At 42.2% G+C, this 17,443-nt stretch carries 15 protein-coding genes and 3 pseudogenes; 8 read left to right on the forward strand and 10 right to left on the reverse strand.

What is annotated here, in order from left to right:
• Positions 1–444: 444 nt before the first annotated feature.
• Positions 445–654, reverse strand: a pseudogene (locus C7H79_RS19055) (transposase); the annotation flags it as partial.
• A 446-nt stretch (positions 655–1,100) separates the two neighbouring features.
• On the opposite strand from C7H79_RS19055, the gene C7H79_RS14645 reads away from it, so the two are divergent.
• The 5 genes and pseudogenes from C7H79_RS14645 (at position 1,101) to C7H79_RS14670 (ending at position 5,766) form a co-directional block, all read left to right on the forward strand.
• Positions 1,101–1,532 carry an NADPH-dependent FMN reductase family protein gene (locus tag C7H79_RS14645; RefSeq protein WP_242447321.1) on the forward strand — a complete coding sequence of 144 codons (432 nt, stop codon included), beginning with the start codon at positions 1,101–1,103 and terminating at the stop codon, positions 1,530–1,532.
• 114 nt (positions 1,533–1,646) lie between these two features.
• Positions 1,647–3,542: a putative bifunctional diguanylate cyclase/phosphodiesterase gene (locus C7H79_RS14650; protein WP_197714648.1), complete on the forward strand. Its 1,896-nt coding sequence runs from the start codon at positions 1,647–1,649 to the stop codon at positions 3,540–3,542.
• Positions 3,543–3,773: 231 nt separating this feature from the next.
• A pseudogene (locus C7H79_RS14655) lies at positions 3,774–3,995 on the forward strand (DUF4372 domain-containing protein); the annotation flags it as partial.
• 723 nt (positions 3,996–4,718) lie between these two features.
• Positions 4,719–5,201, forward strand: a complete 483-nt coding sequence (locus tag C7H79_RS14665; RefSeq protein ID WP_242447322.1) for a hypothetical protein — start codon at positions 4,719–4,721, stop codon at positions 5,199–5,201.
• A 22-nt stretch (positions 5,202–5,223) separates the two neighbouring features.
• Positions 5,224–5,766 (forward strand): hypothetical protein, encoded by a 543-nt coding sequence (locus tag C7H79_RS14670; RefSeq protein ID WP_374058018.1) that lies wholly within the window; start codon positions 5,224–5,226, stop codon positions 5,764–5,766.
• A gap of 791 nt (positions 5,767–6,557) precedes the next feature.
• On the opposite strand, the pseudogene C7H79_RS19060 reads toward C7H79_RS14670, so the two are convergent.
• Positions 6,558–7,128, reverse strand: a pseudogene (locus C7H79_RS19060) (transposase); the annotation flags it as partial.
• Between the two features lie 264 nt (positions 7,129–7,392).
• Between C7H79_RS19060 and C7H79_RS14685 the strand changes: the two are divergent.
• From C7H79_RS14685 to C7H79_RS14695, 3 genes are all read left to right on the forward strand, one after another.
• Positions 7,393–8,184 carry a DUF4126 family protein gene (locus tag C7H79_RS14685; RefSeq protein ID WP_106708032.1) on the forward strand — a complete coding sequence of 264 codons (792 nt, stop codon included), beginning with the start codon at positions 7,393–7,395 and terminating at the stop codon, positions 8,182–8,184.
• Between the two features lie 87 nt (positions 8,185–8,271).
• Positions 8,272–9,408 carry an elongation factor P maturation arginine rhamnosyltransferase EarP gene (gene earP / locus C7H79_RS14690; RefSeq protein ID WP_106708033.1) on the forward strand — a complete coding sequence of 379 codons (1,137 nt, stop codon included), beginning with the start codon at positions 8,272–8,274 and terminating at the stop codon, positions 9,406–9,408.
• Positions 9,409–9,486: 78 nt separating this feature from the next.
• Positions 9,487–10,050 (forward strand): elongation factor P, encoded by a 564-nt coding sequence (locus tag C7H79_RS14695; protein ID WP_106708034.1) that lies wholly within the window; start codon positions 9,487–9,489, stop codon positions 10,048–10,050.
• A gap of 54 nt (positions 10,051–10,104) precedes the next feature.
• On the opposite strand, the gene C7H79_RS14700 is transcribed toward C7H79_RS14695, so the two are convergent.
• The 8 genes from C7H79_RS14700 to iscR form a co-directional block, all read right to left on the reverse strand.
• Positions 10,105–10,665 carry a NifU family protein gene (locus C7H79_RS14700; protein WP_106708035.1) on the reverse strand — a complete coding sequence of 187 codons (561 nt, stop codon included), beginning with the start codon at positions 10,663–10,665 and terminating at the stop codon, positions 10,105–10,107.
• A 91-nt stretch (positions 10,666–10,756) separates the two neighbouring features.
• Positions 10,757–11,245: a Fe-S cluster assembly sulfur transfer protein SufU gene (sufU, locus tag C7H79_RS14705; protein ID WP_106708036.1), complete on the reverse strand. Its 489-nt coding sequence runs from the start codon at positions 11,243–11,245 to the stop codon at positions 10,757–10,759.
• Positions 11,245–12,504, reverse strand: a complete 1,260-nt coding sequence (locus tag C7H79_RS14710; RefSeq protein ID WP_106708042.1) for a cysteine desulfurase — start codon at positions 12,502–12,504, stop codon at positions 11,245–11,247. Before C7H79_RS14710 ends, sufU begins: the two co-directional genes overlap by 1 nt.
• Entirely contained in the window at positions 12,504–13,808 is a 1,305-nt protein-coding gene (gene sufD, locus C7H79_RS14715; protein ID WP_106708037.1) for a Fe-S cluster assembly protein SufD, read from the reverse strand. The genes C7H79_RS14710 and sufD overlap by 1 nt, the downstream gene beginning before the upstream one ends.
• On the reverse strand, positions 13,805–14,599 hold the full coding sequence (gene sufC, locus C7H79_RS14720; RefSeq protein ID WP_106708038.1) for a Fe-S cluster assembly ATPase SufC: 795 nt from the start codon (positions 14,597–14,599) through the stop codon (positions 13,805–13,807). Before sufC ends, sufD begins: the two co-directional genes overlap by 4 nt.
• Positions 14,596–16,032 (reverse strand): Fe-S cluster assembly protein SufB, encoded by a 1,437-nt coding sequence (sufB, locus tag C7H79_RS14725; protein WP_106708039.1) that lies wholly within the window; start codon positions 16,030–16,032, stop codon positions 14,596–14,598. The genes sufC and sufB overlap by 4 nt, the downstream gene beginning before the upstream one ends.
• A 128-nt stretch (positions 16,033–16,160) precedes the next feature.
• A complete protein-coding gene (locus C7H79_RS14730) occupies positions 16,161–16,496 on the reverse strand; it encodes a HesB/IscA family protein (protein WP_106708040.1) in 336 nt (111 codons plus the stop codon).
• A 157-nt stretch (positions 16,497–16,653) separates the two neighbouring features.
• Positions 16,654–17,142, reverse strand: coding sequence for a Fe-S cluster assembly transcriptional regulator IscR (gene iscR, locus C7H79_RS14735; RefSeq protein WP_106708041.1), 489 nt, complete (start codon positions 17,140–17,142; stop codon positions 16,654–16,656).
• Between the last annotated feature and the right edge of the window lie 301 nt (positions 17,143–17,443).

The raw sequence follows: 17,443 nt of genomic DNA on the forward strand, positions 1-17,443 counted from the left end.
TACATTTATAACAGGAATAAGCGACGAAATATATATTGCAGACATTCGTTTGTGTTTGAGTTTGTGCACTTTCAATCCCTGTCACGGTCATCTAGAAAGCTTAGGGCCCCAAGGTATCCAAGTTCATAGATTGATATTCAAACTTAGATCATGGATAAAAACGTAAAAATATTCTTAATCAAGTTGTTTGGAACGTTTGCCGTTCTTATCTTGATTATTCTCCTTGGCAAGGAACTTAAATCTTCAGAGTCGTTGAAGGAGTTATCCTATGATGACTCGATGCATTTAGTAAGTCTGGCTTAGGCAGCAGAAATATAAATCATTTGTAACTGGCAACGAAAGCAAAAAAATTGGGTTATCTGTCAACGACAGAATATACGCAACGACACCTTGCAAACCTAGGTACCGCTTGAACCATATGAAAAAACCTTCTACATGCGATTAGATGGAATACTTTATACACATATGCACGTGATCCAGCACCAAACGGCCTTCCGCAATCGCACATTCCTTCCGATTTCCCAGATCGTAATGCACTTCTCCTGTATGCTCCGTGAGCTTACCAAATAGTAGCTACTTTCGCCGCTTCGGAATAAACACCACATGGCATTTACAATCCCAGCGCTGTTGGCTCAAGCTTTGGTACTCCATCATCTCAGATCCCTCGTCTCGTCGTTGGGACGAGACTGCTACACCGACTGCCTTAGCAGCCAAACCTTCGGCAGTACTTCGATAGAATATTCAAAATTTAAAGTAAAATAATTTTATTAGTTATTTGCTTTCTCTAGTGATGATACTTTGAATCGATGAAATCTTTTAGACAACCACACTGTTTTGTCGACGTGAGTTGACGAGCTACAGCAGTTTACATTTTTTTACTGCTGCTTTGATAGGTCTGATATGATGGATTAGAATCGAACAATTTCCTTTTGACACAAATAAATATCACAACTATTTCCGTAAGGGACTGTTTCATTCTGGATGTGTAATTTCTCTTCAGATTGACTTCACGATTACATGAAATCAGGAGATATAACACGGCAAAAGCTCTTGTTCTTTATTACAGTATTTATGTCCATATAGAAACCGTGGAGAAAGCTGTGGCTGAAGGCATACTTAGCGTTGAAGACACAGAAGTTACCATTAAGCGCGCACCTGAGATAATGTCGGAAGACCTGGCACGAAGGGCTGACATCAAGATTAATCAAAGGATACCGATCTCGACAGTCAATGAGTGGCCGAAATATGATGTCATCATTTTTGGAACACCAACACGTTTCAGTAATATTTACGTGCAAGTGCGCAATTTTTTTGATCAGATCGATCGGTTGTGGCTCAGCGGCGACTTGACAGGAAAAATAAGTAGTGTGTTTACCTCTACGGGCACGCAGCACAGAGGTCAGAAAATCCCGATCACATCATTAATCCATACTATCTTTATTGCACCACGATATGATCATAGCCGGGGTTTCCTATTCCTGCCAGGAGACTGTGTACTGAACACGCCTTTAATTAAAAGCGAGTTTAGCTAGAATCGATTCTTCCGATTATAAGAAACCATTACTATCTTGAGATAAGAACGTATAACATATCCTGTCAATAAGTCCAAAAAAGAAAATCCGAATTCAGCGGCGTCCTATGAGCAATTGCTGAAAAAATTCGAACGTGCTACCCGTGCCCTTAGAACCTTGAGTGCAGGCAATCACACTTTATTGCATGCATCGGACGAGCAAGAATTGCTGCATGATATGTGTCAAGTTATCGTGGAAAGAGGTGGCTACCGCATGGCTGCCGTCGCATATGCTGGACACGACAAAGATAAGTGCCTTCACTGGATGACAAGTATCGGAGTAGATAAAGAATTTGTGGAAGAGCTACATTACACTTGGGCCGATACAGAAATGGGGCGCTCCGCCACAGCAACTGCGATTCGCACAGGCCAACCCTGTGTGGGCAGGAACATTCTCACTGATCCTGTCTACGCTGACCCCGCTTATGCCCCTCTTCGCGAGAATGCAATTAAGTTCGGTTATGCTGCAGTGACCACCTTCCCTCTGCGCGTGAATGGGCAAATGCTCGGTGCCTTGGTCATGGGTGCGATTGAACCTGATGCATTTGATGCAGAAGAAGTCAAATTACTCAGTGAATTGGCCGATGACTTGGCTTTTGGCATCACCAATCTGCGCTTGCGCGCCAAACATCAGGCAGCCGAGGCTACCATTGCACAACTGGCTTATTATGATCCTCTGACCGAATTGCCTAACCGCACCTTCATGCTTGAGCGCTTGCAAGATGCCATTCAAACTGCAAGCCGTAACCATCACTCTCTCGCTCTTTTGCATCTGAATATTGTCCAGCTGCGTGGCATCAATCAAATCTTAGGCTATGGCTCGGGAGATCGATTGCTGCAACAACTGGCTCAGCGATTGATGCGCGCTCTGCATGAAAGCGATTTTTTGGCACGAGTGGGAGAAGGCGAGTTTGCTTTGCTCTTGCCCAGTGGAGGGGCCGATTATGCCATTCAAATGGCACAGCGACTGGCTAAAGCCTTGCATGACTCCGTGCCAGTGGAAGGTCTGATGGTTGATCCACGCGTCAGCATCGGCATTGCTCTCTATCCAAGTCACGCCACTGAAGCTGATACCTTGCTGCGGCGTGCCAATGCCGCTACTAATGATGTCTGCCCGGCTCGAGGCGGTTATGCCCTATATACGGGGGGACAGGAACAGGAATGCACCCGACGTCTTTCCTTGATGGGAGATTTACGTCAGGCAATCGAACGAAATGAGTTGTTGCTGTATTGCCAGCCTAAGGTCGACATTGCGTCACGACGCGTATGTGGAACAGAAGCCTTGGTGCGCTGGCAGCACCCTGTGCATGGAATGTTGTCAACCATGGAATTCATTAAGCTCGCTGAGAATGCCGGTTTAATTACCCCCTTGACTCATTGGATGCTAGATGCGGTTTTCAGCCAAAGTTATGCCTGGCATGAGGCGGGGTTGGATCGGGCTTTGTCAGTCAATTTGTCTGCGCATGATTTATATGATCCTATGCTGGTCGACCGCATTCAATGTCTGTTTTCTACTTGGAGTGTTAGCCCAGAGCTAATTCAATTCGAGTTAACCGAGAGCGCTTTGATGCAAGAGCCATTGGTAGCTTTAGAGGCATTAACCAGGTTAAAGAAACTCGGTATCCGGTTATTCATTGATGATTTTGGCACGGGATATTCAAGCTTGAGCTATTTGCAAAAGCTGCCAGTAGACTCAATCAAGATTGATCAATCGTTTGTCATGCCAATGGAAGCAAACAACGATTCAGCCGTGATAGTACGCTCGACCATTGAACTTGGGCATAATCTTGATTTGGAAGTGGTGGCTGAAGGCGTAGATAGCCAGGCTGTGTGGAATCTCCTATCAGCGGTGGAATGCGATGTGGCACAAGGCTATTTGATCAGCATGCCGATGCCGGCAGAGCAATTTAGCGATTGGGAAAATGAATGGGTACGCATGAATACTGCCAAGTTAACTGTTCCTGGCCAATAGCAACAGAAAGAACAATCCGGTGCTATCAGGTTAACCCGTTGTCCCCGAAATACACGCAAGAATTTGATAACAAAAGAAAGTATTTTATTTTACTGATCATATCGATCGAAAATGCTAATAATGACACGTCACTACTGTCCCGTTAACATCTAATTGAGGCGGCCTGATTTGCCCTGAATTGGTATAATAAGTTTTCTCATAACTTGTTGAACCAGCATAGGAAACCAGGCCATGTCACATTATAATACGATCTTTTCACAAATACTAAAATTTGTACCGAGACATGAGTTTGAGACTCTGGCAAAAGAACATCATTCAGGTCGTTCATTCCGCACTGCATCTAGATGGTCGCAGTTTGTGACCTTGGCGATGGCACAATTGGCAGGACGGAAGAGCTTGCGAGATATTGTTGAAAATATCTCAGTCCAGGCGCATCGTCTCTATCATCTGGGTAGTGTGAAGTTGACACAATTGGCCGTACACTGCAATTTCCCCAAGGCAGGATTGTAGCTGTTGACAGGGGGTACTGCGATTATTGCAGCTCAATTTGTTTGAGAAACGTGACCTCATGGCTTTATTGCGTGGGAATCCACTCATAGATAAAAATGCTAACCATTGCCAGATGGACTTACTGTGAAAGTTAACGGGACAGTAGTGATTTTTCGTACAGTTATTTACAGAACTCCAAGGCGGTTGCGCCGCAAATGCGGCCTCGTGGTCGCTGCCGCTCCCATTCGTGCTCTTTTCGCTTCGCCGTTCAATTGATTCTGTATTAATTGTAAATGTTTGAATTTGCTCATTGCATTGAGCTATAGTCATGACTGTGGACCATTTCGGCTAGTACATCACAAACTCCATAAGAGCAGAGCAGAAGTCTCAAAAGAGAAATCATGATAAAAGCGACGACGCAGACTAGAAAGTTAGCCTTAATTCACGAATTTACGCCGAACAAGAAATACCTACTTTACTTCTAAATCAAGGTTTGTTATCCCTAGATTGAATAACTGAAACTAATGAGTCTTGCATCCGGTCAAATAAGACAAAGTGGTTTGAATGCGTTTTTTATTACATTGTATGATAAGGGCGTCCATACTGGTCTGATCATTAAGCTGTTTATTACTCGTTGGTATTTAGAATCAATTTTGTCTTTCACTACTATTGCACAATGGGACTCTTATGACAAACATTAGATTGATGTATCTGATTGCCCTGCCTGCAATGATAGTATGCCATTCCGTTTTTGCACGGGATGGGCATAGAGGAGGCGGACATCATGGTGGTGGTTATGGTCATTCGGGCGGCCATGGTAGTCATGGACATAGCCACCTAAATCTTGGCATAAATCTCGGCGGCTATTATGGTCCTGGATTATATGGCTATGGGGGATATGGCGGTTATAGTCGCTATGGCTTTGGCGGCTACGGGTTTGGTGGTTATGGGTTTAGCTATCCTTTTTACTACTCACCTTATTATGCTTATCCGCCCACCGTGATAGTGCCTTCAACACCCCCGGTCTATACGCAACAGCCACAGGTTGAACCTGCCCAGACACAAACCAATTACTGGCACTATTGCGAAAACCCGGATGGTTACTATCCCTATGTCAAGAATTGCCCGGGTGGATGGTTACAGGTAGCTCCGCAACCACCTGCACAATAACGCAAAGAGGTAAAACATATTCATGAACAAAAAACTTTTCACATTACCGATTGTTTGCTTACTGACTGCTTGTGTAAGCCTTCCAACCGGCCCAAGCGTTATGACGTTGCCTGGCTCTGGCAAAAGCTTTGATCAGTTCCGATATGACGACTACGAATGCAGAGAATATGCTTATCAGCAAATTGGTGGTAGGACTCCTCAACTATCATCCAGAACTAGCGGTATACAAAGTACAGCTATTGGAGCTGGGCTGGGCGCAGCTTCCGGCGCTGCAATAGCTGGGGGTCATGGAGCTGCTGTAGGTGCTGGTGTAGGCCTTTTAGGGGGCGCACTAATGGGATCAAGTACTGCCACGACTTCAGGTTATGAAAGTCAGCAACGCTATGACTTTAGCTATATTCAGTGTATGTATGCAAAAGGGCATCGTGTTCCTGTTTCAGGCAATATCAGCAGTGACCAGCCTGCAAATAGTAACGTTAGTCCAAGAATTTCTGTCCCACCAGCGAGATATACTCCACCACCCCCACCATCCGGTAACCCGCCACCACCTCCTCCTCCTCAATAATCTGCTTAATTACTAAAGCGCTGCGTGAGTTGAATAATTATCTGAGGCATAAAATCAAATTGTTCATCCTATGTTGAGAGAACTGATTTTTAACCGCCATGGGTGTTGCCCTTGGGCTGCACAATAATCTCAACCACTATTTCCAGCCTGTAACACCGGTTTAGAGTAAATTTTATTCCAAGAGCATGTAATGATGCATCGCCAAAGGAATCACCACAGCCGGATATTCAGAGCCTTGCGCTTTATGGATAAGGCCTCTGCACAACTGCGTAAATTTGCTGTGATAATGAGAGAAATGTCCAAATGACATTTGTTATGCGTGTCATTTTAGCAAAAAGTGAAGCTTTATCTCTTTTTAAAGGGAGTTTTCCCCTTATGTAGCATTTGGACGGACTACTTCCCTAGGTGGCTTGTCCACGAAAATTTTGTTGACAGTTTTTTTGATTCATGCAGATGCTTTTCAGCATAACTTGGACGTTGACTTTTGCCGTGCCGCTGATTCAATCAGTATATGGACTCCTCCTGTTTTGTAAGCAAATCGCGTGATAGCTCTAAGGTGCAGCTTCTTCAGTATATCCTGCTTCCTTTTGGATAACATGCTACCCGAGCCATGATGGATTTCGCGCGCTAGCTTCAAATAGCATCCGCGGCTTTGTCAATTACCGTTATGACAGTAAGCCTGCTGATTGACCTGAATTACTTATGCCAGTTCGACCTGTTCGCCATCAATTCGTTTGCTACGCAATCGCCAATTGAATACCTGCTAACCTTGCTTTCGTTGTGAACGGACACTAAGCTGCCACCCGATACGCTTCGCCACGACTCAATATCGACCAAGCAATTCGTGCATTTTTGTTTGCCAGCACCACAGTTGCAATATTCTTATTACGCCGTTCAGCCAGAGCCATTTCCCAGCGACTGCGTCCGTCTTCTTTGTTTTTGGCTGCATTGAGTACAGAACGGACACCATGAATCAGTAACATGCACACCACACATACTTATCGCCGTGTTTGCTGATTCCTGTCAGCCGAATTTGCCACCACTGAAGTGCTGACTTGGCGTAAAACCCAGCCATGCCGACATATCCTTTCCTTTGCCAAACTGGCAAGCATTACCAACTGCCGCAACCAATGCACTGGCAACGACAGGTTCGATACCTTCAATCTCTAGTAATCGTTTGATGCGATTATCTTCTCGTGTCTCTGGTGCAATCCGGGCACGGATGCAGTGTTCGGCTTGCATGATCTGCTGCTCAACAGTCCTGACCGGCACAAAGCGCATGTTCAATCGACTCACCGCTTCGCAAATCGACTCAGCATCATTTGCATCGTTCTTGCCACTCTTTACGTAAGGTTTGACAAATTATCACCAATTTAAAGGGTCAACTTGATGCAGCCTGACTCAAACAGAAAAGTCTCCGAAAATATCGGACCGATTCAATCCGTTTTTTGTCATATGCTGTTAGACAGTGTTCGAAGGGCTTCGTACGAATAACGCATATTCTGATTCTGTTGATTCGCGGGTATTGATATCATTTAGCAAACCATAACGATATAATAAAGTACGCAATGATCAATATATCAATTAATACATGCGCATAAATAAGTTTAACTAATAACTTTCAACATGGAAAATTACGAAACGCTGCTAGCGACCGTTGCTTTAATGATGGGTGCCTCATGGGCAAGCGGCATTAATCTGTATGCAGTTCTACTTGTGCTGGGATTGGGAGGCTCCACGGGTCATATCGATTTGCCTGCTGAATTGTCGGTGTTGCAAGAACCTTTGGTGATAGGCGCAGCCGGAATTATGTATTTTATTGAATTCTTTATGGACAAGATTCCAGGAATGGATTCTGTGTGGGATTCCATTCATACTTTTGTTCGAATTCCTGCAGGTGCCATGTTGGCAGCTGGTGCAGTGGGAGATGTGACGCCCGCGCTCGAAATTGCAGCAGGTATATTGGGAGGTGGGATGGCTGCTACAAGTCATGCCACAAAAGCTGGCACACGACTGCTGATAAATACGTCTCCCGAGCCTGTTACGAATTGGTCGGCATCCATAATGGAGGATTTTTTAGTCTTGACTGGGATGTGGGCAGCGCTGAAACATCCGGAGATTTTCCTGATATTTTTTGTTTTGTTTATGGGCTTTGCCATCTGGTCACTACCAAAGCTATGGTATTTAATTAAAACTCTACTTTCTAAAATAGCAAAATTCTTAAGTTTTACAAAGGAGCAAGCTGAAGCAACCAATTGGCTGAATTCTATGAATTCATCGATGGAATCTCAACATCAGGATCAGATACCTGCATTAGAACGATTGCAACAACTGCGTGATAAAGGCGTACTCACAGCTCAAGAATTTGAGGAGCAAAAAAGTATCCTTTTGAAAAAAAATAATATGGAGGCTTCTTGACAAATTCTTTTAAGAATTTTTATTCAATTCTTCTGTCATTGTAAGTGCAAAAACAGAAGATTTTGAACATGACCTGTTTATAGTTCAATGCGACGTCAATGGGATATTTTTTGTGCAGTTGTCGATAATTACGGTGATATTGGCGTATGCTGGCGGCTTGCCAAACAACTGGCTAATGAACATGATCAGAAAGTGCGTTTGTGGATAGATGATTTAATCAGTTTTACCAACATATTACCGAATGTAAATCCCCGTGCTAAGCAGCAAAATATACAATGCGTTGAGATTTGCTATTGGCAGCAGGGATTTGCGGAAGTTGAGCCGGCAGAAGTAGTCATTGAAGCATTCGCGTGTGAATTGCCTGAAAAGTATGTGGTTGCAATGTTGAAGAAAGAAAAAAGCCCGGTTTGGCTTAATCTGGAATATCTTAGTGCCGAATCTTGGGTAACTCAATACCATCGTTTACCTTCACCACATCCCCATTTTGCATTAACCAAGACATTCTTTTTTCCTGGTTTTGTGCCTGGCAGTGGAGGGTTATTGCGAGAGAAGGATTTTCTGTTAAGACAAAAAGCATATGACCAAGCAGCAGAGCGGCAATTCTTGCATCGAAAGGGATTAAGTGAAAGAAAAAACAGTGAAATACGTATTTCATTGTTTTGTTATCAGAGCGCACCCGTCGAAAACTTTATCCAGGTATTGTCCGCGTCGACGGTTCCTGTCTTATTAATTGTGCCGCAAGGGATTGTTGCTGATCAAATTTCTAATTTGTTTAGCCATACATCATGCCAGAGTGATAATGTAATTAATCAGCAACAACTAACGATCCATATTATTCCATTTATGGAACAAATGGATTATGACCTTTTGCTGTGGAGCTGCGACTTTAATTTTGTACGCGGTGAAGATTCATTTGTACGTGCACAATGGGCAAGTAGGCCATTTATTTGGAATATTTACCCGCAACAAGAGGAGGTGCATTGGAGTAAATTAGATGCATTTCTTAAATTATATACTGCAAGCTTACCAGAGGAAGTTTCTTCTGCCGTGCAAGCAATGTGGAGTTGTTGGAATGGAAAATATGAAATGAATACCTCTATCTGGGAAAACTTCGTAGCTTTTCACGAGCCTTTGACGCAACATAACAAAAAATGGGCTAATCAATTGTTGAGTCTGGAAGATTTGGCTTCCAATCTGGTGCAATTTGCTGAAAATCGGCTATAATCCTTCGCTTTTGAACTTAAAGTTCATTGTAGATAACCACATTAATATTGCCCCTAACTTAAAATTTGGAATTGAACTATGAAAACCGCAATGGAATTACGATCAGGTAACGTCATAATGATTGGTAATGATCCCATGGTTGTGCAACGGGCAGAATTTACCAAGTCTGGCCGTAATGCATCTGTGGTAAAAATGAAGTTAAAAAATTTGTTTTCGAGTACCACAATTGAAACCGTTTATAAAGCTGATGAAAAATTCGATTTAGTTGTTCTGGATAGAAAAGAATGCACCTATAGTTATTATGCCGATCCGCTCTATGTTTTTATGGATGCTGATTATAATCAAATTGAAGTTGAAGCAGACAACATGTCAGATGTTCTGAATTACTTGACGGATGGTATGGAAGATGTATGTCAGGTAACTTTCTATGATGGTAAAGCAATTTCTGTTGAACTACCCAATACGATTGTACGTGAAGTTGAATACACTGAACCAGCAGTACGGGGTGATACGACGGGTAAGATCATGAAGCCAGCCCGACTTGCGGGCACAGGTTTTGAAATTCAAGTGGCAGCATTCGTTGAGATTGGCGATAAAATTGAGATTGCTCCGCATATTAACGAATTCAGAAAGCGTGTTTGATTTATCCCGATTGTTTCTCAGAAAGGTGGCTTCCGCCACCTTTTAATTTGACGATTAACTGGCAATGACTTGAATGTCAGGCTCTATGGTTTTGAGCATATTCTCAATTCCTCTCAGAGTACCCGAAATAGAGCTTGGACATGTACCACATGCGCCTTGGTAATGAATGTGTAGGATATTACCTTCGAGTCCCAAGACATGCAAATCTCCACCGTCACTTTGCAAATAAGGGCGTACTTCTTCATCTAATAAAATATTGATTCTTTCCAGGCGCAGTTGATCCTCTGGATTCAAATTGGAGAGAGCCTCGTTAGCAATAGCAACTGTTTCCGCAGATTGAGCAGTAGCAGCAGGCGCTGCACGAATGGGATCGGCAATTTCTCTTGCAAGGTCTTGCCAATTAGCTTCACCATCCTGTGTGACGGTAATCCATTTGTCGATATAAAATACATTCGTAACATGATCAATATCGAATAATGCAGATGCTAAGGGGTCATCACTAGCGGCTTCTGCATTATCGTATGAGCGCGCAACGCCCCATGTCAATGGTTCTTTAAGAATGAACTTCAAAGCGTTCTTATTAGGTGTCCCTTCAATGTCAGCAATTTTTGGCATTTTAGATAGTATTAGTATTAATATGAAAGTTGCTAATTACGTGCAACAATGAGTACTTAATATATGTTGCACACAAACTCTTTGCATAATTTCAACTAAAAGAAGAGCTTGACGCCGCTTGAGCGGGGTCGTTATTGGCTTCAGTCGAAGTGCTGGGGATAGAGTTGAGTGCAGCATGCAAAGTATGCCAAGGTAATATCGCGCATTTAACCCGTGTCGGCAAATCGCGAATCCCAGTGAAAACCGTTAATCGACCAAGATGATGAGGATGGTCGGTATCCAATGTACCAGTGGCTAATTCGCGAAATTCGTGAATCAATGTTTCTGCATCCGAGCGAGATTTTCCTTTGACTGCCGTTGTCATCATAGATGCGGAAGCTTTGCAGATTGCACAGGATTCTCCCTGAAATGCAATGTCACTAATCTGATCACTTTCAAGTAGCAACGTAATATCCAAACGATCCCCACATAAGGGATTGTGACCAACCGCATGATGATTGGCTTGATCCAGCTTGCCATAATTACGCGGCTTTCTATTATGGTCCAGTATGACCTCTTGATATAAAGAATTGGTATGCATTATAAAAAAACCTTTTTAACAGTCTTAATACCAGCCACCAGAGCATCAACTTCTGTTTTGTTATTATAGAAAGCAAATGAAGCACGGGAAGTAGCTGGTACATTAAATCGTTGCATGACGGGTTGTGCACAGTGATGCCCGGTACGAACAGCAATGCCATCCTGATTTAATATTGTTCCAATATCATGCGGATGGATTCCATCGATCGTAAAAGAAATGACGGCAGTTTTTTCTGACGCCGTGCCAATAATCTTAACGCCGGGAATTTGAGTAAGGCATTCTGTTGCATAATCAAGTAATGTGGATTCATACGCAGCAATATTATCGAGTCCAATAGCCGTCAAATAATCAAGAGCCGCGCCAAAACCAATGGCGGCAGCAATAGGCGGTGTGCCTGCTTCAAATTTATGCGGAATAGTACTGTAGGTGGTTTCTTCAAAAGTTACCGAAGCAATCATGTCTCCACCGCCTTTGTAGGGCTGCATGGATTCCAGAAGAGCAGCTTTGCCATAGAGCATGCCTACACCAGTTGGACCACACAATTTATGGGCTGAAAACGCATAAAAGTCGCAATCAAGTGCTTGCACGTCAATAGACATGTGCGCAGCAGCCTGCGCTCCATCAATTAATACAGGCACATCATATCGGTGAGCGAAATCAATCATCCTTTTAATCGGAGAAATCGTGCCCAGCGCATTCGAAACATGAATCAAACCGACAAACTTAGTGCGGTCATTAAATAATCTTTCATATTCGTCAACTTCCAGTTCGCCTTTATCATTGATAGGAACGACACGAATTTTTGCACCTTTTTCATTAGCCAGCATTTGCCACGGAACAATATTAGAATGATGCTCCAACGTTGTAAGAATAATTTCATCGTTCGCTTTAATAAACTTGCGCCCATATCCTTGCATGACCAAGTTTATGGAATCAGTTGTGCCACTGGTAAAAATAACTTCTCTATCTTCTCGTGCATTAATGAATTGTTGTAATTTGCATCGTGCATCGTGAAATTCCAGTGTAGCGACTTCAGATAGGTAATGTACGGCACGATTAATGTTCGCATGTTGTGTGGTTTGATATCGTGTTAAACGATCAATGACTGATTGCGGCATTTGATTTGATGCTGCATTGTCAAGGTATATAAGTGGCTTTCCATCAATTCTCAGTTTGAGAATAGGAAAATCGGCGCGAATTCTCTCCCAATCGACATCGGGAGTAATTTCTGATTTCAGAGAAACACTGGCTGGATTCATCATTTGTTATTTTTAGTCTGAGTAAGAACTGTTTGTTCCAGTTGTTGCCTGAGCGAGATTACAGGAATACGATTAATTATCTCAGCGCCAAATGCGTAGGTTAATAGACTGCGTGCAGTTGTTTCCGATAAACCACGGCTTTCCAGATAAAAAATCTCTTCTTGATCAAGCTGCCCAACTGTTGCGCCATGCGCACATTTAACATCATCGGCAAAAATTTCCAGCTGCGGCTTTGTGTCTACTTGCGCGGTTTTACTGAGTAGCAAGTTACGGCTAGATTGTGATGAGTTTGTTTGCTGAGCATGTGGGCGCACTATGATTTTCCCATTAAATACGGCATGCGCCCTGTCATTGACAATGCATTTATGCTGCTGACGACTGGTTCCATTTGGTTTCATATGATCAATGCAAGTATGCGTATCGGCCAATTGACTACCTGAAATCAATGCGAGACCATCAATAGCACATTCTGCTGCTTCAGCAATTAATTGAACATCAAGATCATAGCGAGAAATCTGCGCTCCCAATGAAATGCTGACCGATTGATAATTGCTTCCATGCGCAATCGAAACTGCGCAGTTTGCCATATGATAAGCCTGCGTGCTTTCACGTTGAATTCTAATGTGACTAGCATGCGCATTAGCAGACAAACTAATTTCTGTTAACGAATTAGTTACGTATGCAGCATCCTGAAGAGAAACGTAATCTTCAATAAATGTTATCTCACTTCCAGATTCTCCAATTATTAAACATCGGGGATAGCTGGTTACCTCTTTTTGAGTCGCAATAAACAATAAGTGAACAGGTTCTTCGATGACGGTATTCTTTGGCACAATTATCAGTGCGCAATCACGGAGGAATGCTGTGTTGAGTGCGGCAAATACATTGTTATCAAATTTCGCATATTGACCCAGATGAGATTCCAGAATGGTTCCATGCGTTAATAAAAGTTCAGGTAAATTTCCTATCTCAAGTGCTGCAGAATCAATAATGGTTGATAATTGTGCAGAATAATAACCATCTACAAACACTAGTGAATTTTTTGCTTCTTTTATATGCAAGTGTTCAATATCCTGCGCTTGCAGATCATCGTGCGGCTGTGCAGATTGATACGACAAGCGAGCAAGCGCTGAGATATCAGTGAAACGCCAATCCTCATCGCGTTTAGTAGGTAATCTCTGTGCGCTGACATGATCAATTGCACGGGCACGTAATTGATGCAACCAAGATAACGGCTCATTTGATTTTGTCGACCAAGATTTTAACAAGCAATCGAGATAATCGGTGTTTACTGCTTCGCTCATGCGATTGCTCCGGCGACAGGTCGTTTGTTTGCTGTAATCCAATCATAACCGCGCGTTTCCAGCTCAAGTGCCAGTTCCTTGCCACCTGTCATGACAATACTGCCTGACTGCATGATATGAACAAAATCTGGCACAACATAGTCCAGCAAACGTTGATAGTGCGTCACTAGGATGGTGGCATTGTCTTTATTGGTAATTTGATTCACGCCATTGGCTACAGTCTTAAGCGCGTCGATATCAAGTCCGGAATCCATTTCATCCAAAATACTCAATTTCGGTTCTAGTAAGGCCATTTGCAAGATTTCGTTACGCTTCTTTTCACCACCAGAAAACCCTTCATTGACACTACGATCCAGAAAATCGGGATTCATGTCTAATAACTTCATTTTTTTACGGACGAAATCATCAAATTCGAGAGGATCCAATTCTTCTTTGCCTCGCTGTGCTTGTATCGTGTTGTAGGCAAGGCGAAGAAATTGCGTATTTGCTACGCCTGGAATCTCAATGGGATATTGGAAAGCTAAAAACAATCCGGCACGCGCGCGATCCTCAGGTGCCAACTCCAACAAATCTTTATCTTCAAACCGAACTGATCCTCCAGTAATTTCATATGCGGAGTGACCTGCTAGTACTTTTGCCAAAGTACTTTTTCCAGATCCATTTAAACCCATGATCGCATGGATTTCACCGCTTTTCACCGTGAGATCAATGCCTTTGAGAATCTCGGTGCCATTAATACTGGCACGCAATCCCTGAACTAAGAGGAGGGTTCTGCTATTCTTAACAATCATCCGACACTTCCTTCTAACTTAAAGCTGAGAAGTTTCGTAGCTTCAACAGCAAACTCCATCGGCAATTGTTGAAATACGTCTTTACAAAAGCCATTAATAATCATCGATACTGCTTCTTCTGCATCAATGCCACGTTGTGAAAAATAAAAAAGCTGATCTTCACCAATTTTAGAAGTAGAAGCCTCATGTTCAACGATCGCACTGCTATTGTGAACTTGAATATAAGGAAAAGTATGTGCGCCGCATTGATCACCAATGAGCATGGAATCACATTGCGAGTAATTTCTCGCACCTTCGGCGGTCGGAGAAATACGCACCAAACCACGATAGCTACTATTAGAGTGACCAGCCGAGATACCTTTACTAACTATGGTGCTGCGCGTATTCTTCCCGAGATGGATCATTTTCGTACCAGTATCAGCTTGTTGGTAATTATTGGTGACTGCGACCGAATAAAATTCTCCGACAGAATTGTCACCACGCAAAATACACGATGGATACTTCCATGTGATTGCAGAACCAGTCTCTACCTGCGTCCATGAAATTCGAGAATTCTTTCCTTTTGCGAGCCCTCGTTTGGTGACAAAATTGTAGATACCACCAATACCATTTTCATCGCCGGCATACCAGTTTTGAACTGTTGAATACTTAATATCTGCATTATCTAATGCAACCAGTTCAACTACCGCAGCATGCAACTGATTGGTATCAAATCTAGGTGCAGTACAACCTTCAAGATAAGAGACAAAAGCGTCTTCTTCTGCAATTATCAGTGTGCGCTCAAACTGTCCGGATCCTTCCGTATTAATACGAAAATAAGTGGATAGATCCATGGGGCACTTGACCCCTTTAGGGATAAAACAAAAGGAACCATCGGTAAATACGGCAGAATTCAAAGCTGCAAAGTAATTATCGCCGACAGGGACTACTGTTCCCAGATATTTCTGAATAAGTTCAGGATGGGTATGCACAGCTTCAGAAATGGAACAGAAAATAATACCAACTTCAGCAAGCTTATGCTTATAAGTAGTGGCTACTGAAACACTGTCGAAGATCACATCGACAGCCACACCTGCCAAGGCCGCGCGTTCGTGCATCGGCACACCGAGCTTTTCGAATGTGCGCAATAACTCAGGATCAACTTCATCCATGCTGGCCAATTTCTTCTTGGGCTTTGGTGCCGAATAGTAACTGATTGTCTGAAAATCAATTTTTGGATAATGTACGTTTTGCCATTCAGGCTCAGTCATTGTCAACCATTTTTGAAAAGCTTTCAGGCGGAATGACAAAAGCCATTCAGGCTCATTTTTTTTAGCTGAAATTAATCGGATAATATCTTCATTAAGTCCTTTGGGTGCGATGTCAGACTCAATTTCAGTAACGAAGCCGTGTTTATACGGTTGATTAACCAGACTTTGCAATACTGCACTCATTTGGTATCTTCCTTTATTTTAATATTTATAATTTAAAACAGATATTTTACGTTTTCAAATAGCCTCGCAATTAAGCAATTTATTTGTAAACAGACAATTGCCGCAATTGAAATTGCTATCAATTAAATTTAAACAGATCCTTTTATACTAAAACTATCGCCACAACCACAAGTGTTATCAATATTCGGATTAATGAACCTGAAAGAACTGTTGAGGCCTTCCTTAACAAAATCAATTTGTGAACCATCCACATAAGGTAGGCTGCTTATATCTACAACCACTTTAGTTTCATGAGATTCAAATAATAGATCATCAGACTTAATTTCGTCAGCATAGTCAAAAATATAAGAAAAACCAGAGCAACCCGATTTTTTAATCCCAACCCGAAGCGCAAGACCTTTACCTCGTTTAACAAGTTGTTGCTGGATATGTTTCGCAGCATTTTCAGTTAGTGTGATTAGCATAATTTAGTCCAATATATTAACTCTTTATATAAGCAAAAGCTTAAGTTGTAGCAATTAGACACAGACTTAGTAGCATTGTTCTACAGCAATTTTAGTTAAATCAATCGCCATACTTTTTCTTAAGAACGGAAAAACCTGTTTTTTAATAAATTGATGCTCAATTGTATGCAGCAGTTGTTTCACGTCGTATATCAGTTTCACGTCGCATATCAAGCAAAGGCACAATCGCTTCATTTTGCTGACTTATTTGATTATCAACTAACTCCTTAAGCGTAACAGCGCCAAGATACTCAAAAATAAGATCATTTAATTTTGCCCACAAGTCATGTGTCATGCACTTGCCATCATTATGACAATTCTCCTTGCCGCCACATTGAGTTGCATCGATAGGCTCATCAACTGCAAGAATAATGTCAGCTATTGATACTTTATCTAAATCTTTTGAAAGACAATAACCACCACCGGGTCCACGAACACTGTCTACTAACTCAGACTGACGCAGTTTTGCAAATAACTGTTCCAAGTAAGATAAAGAAATTTTTTGCCTTTGGCTAATGTCCGCAAGAGTTATGGGATGGTTGCTTTGCTGCAAAGCAAGATCGAGTAACGCTGTAACAGCAAACCTGCCTTTTGTAGTTAATCTCATAATTGATTCCTCTATATTTTAAGTGCTTGCAAAAATAATACCCGATTAATTTAGTCAAGTATACAATACCCGATTAATTTAGTCAACAATAAATAAGATCTTTCAAAACTAGGCTTGATATTATTATAAATTTTTGTTAAATAATTATAATTATTCTATTTATACTAACCAAAGCCAAGAAAATACAAAGATAAATTGAGCTTAATTGTGACAGTAAGAATACGTTTAACAGACTTCAGGGCAGACTCAATCAAAATATGGGGCCACTTTTATTGAAGTTCTGGTACCGCAAGCTTAGTCA

Origin of the sequence: Nitrosomonas supralitoralis, from assembly GCF_003011925.2 — a bacterium.
GTDB lineage: Bacteria > Pseudomonadota > Gammaproteobacteria > Burkholderiales > Nitrosomonadaceae > Nitrosomonas > Nitrosomonas supralitoralis.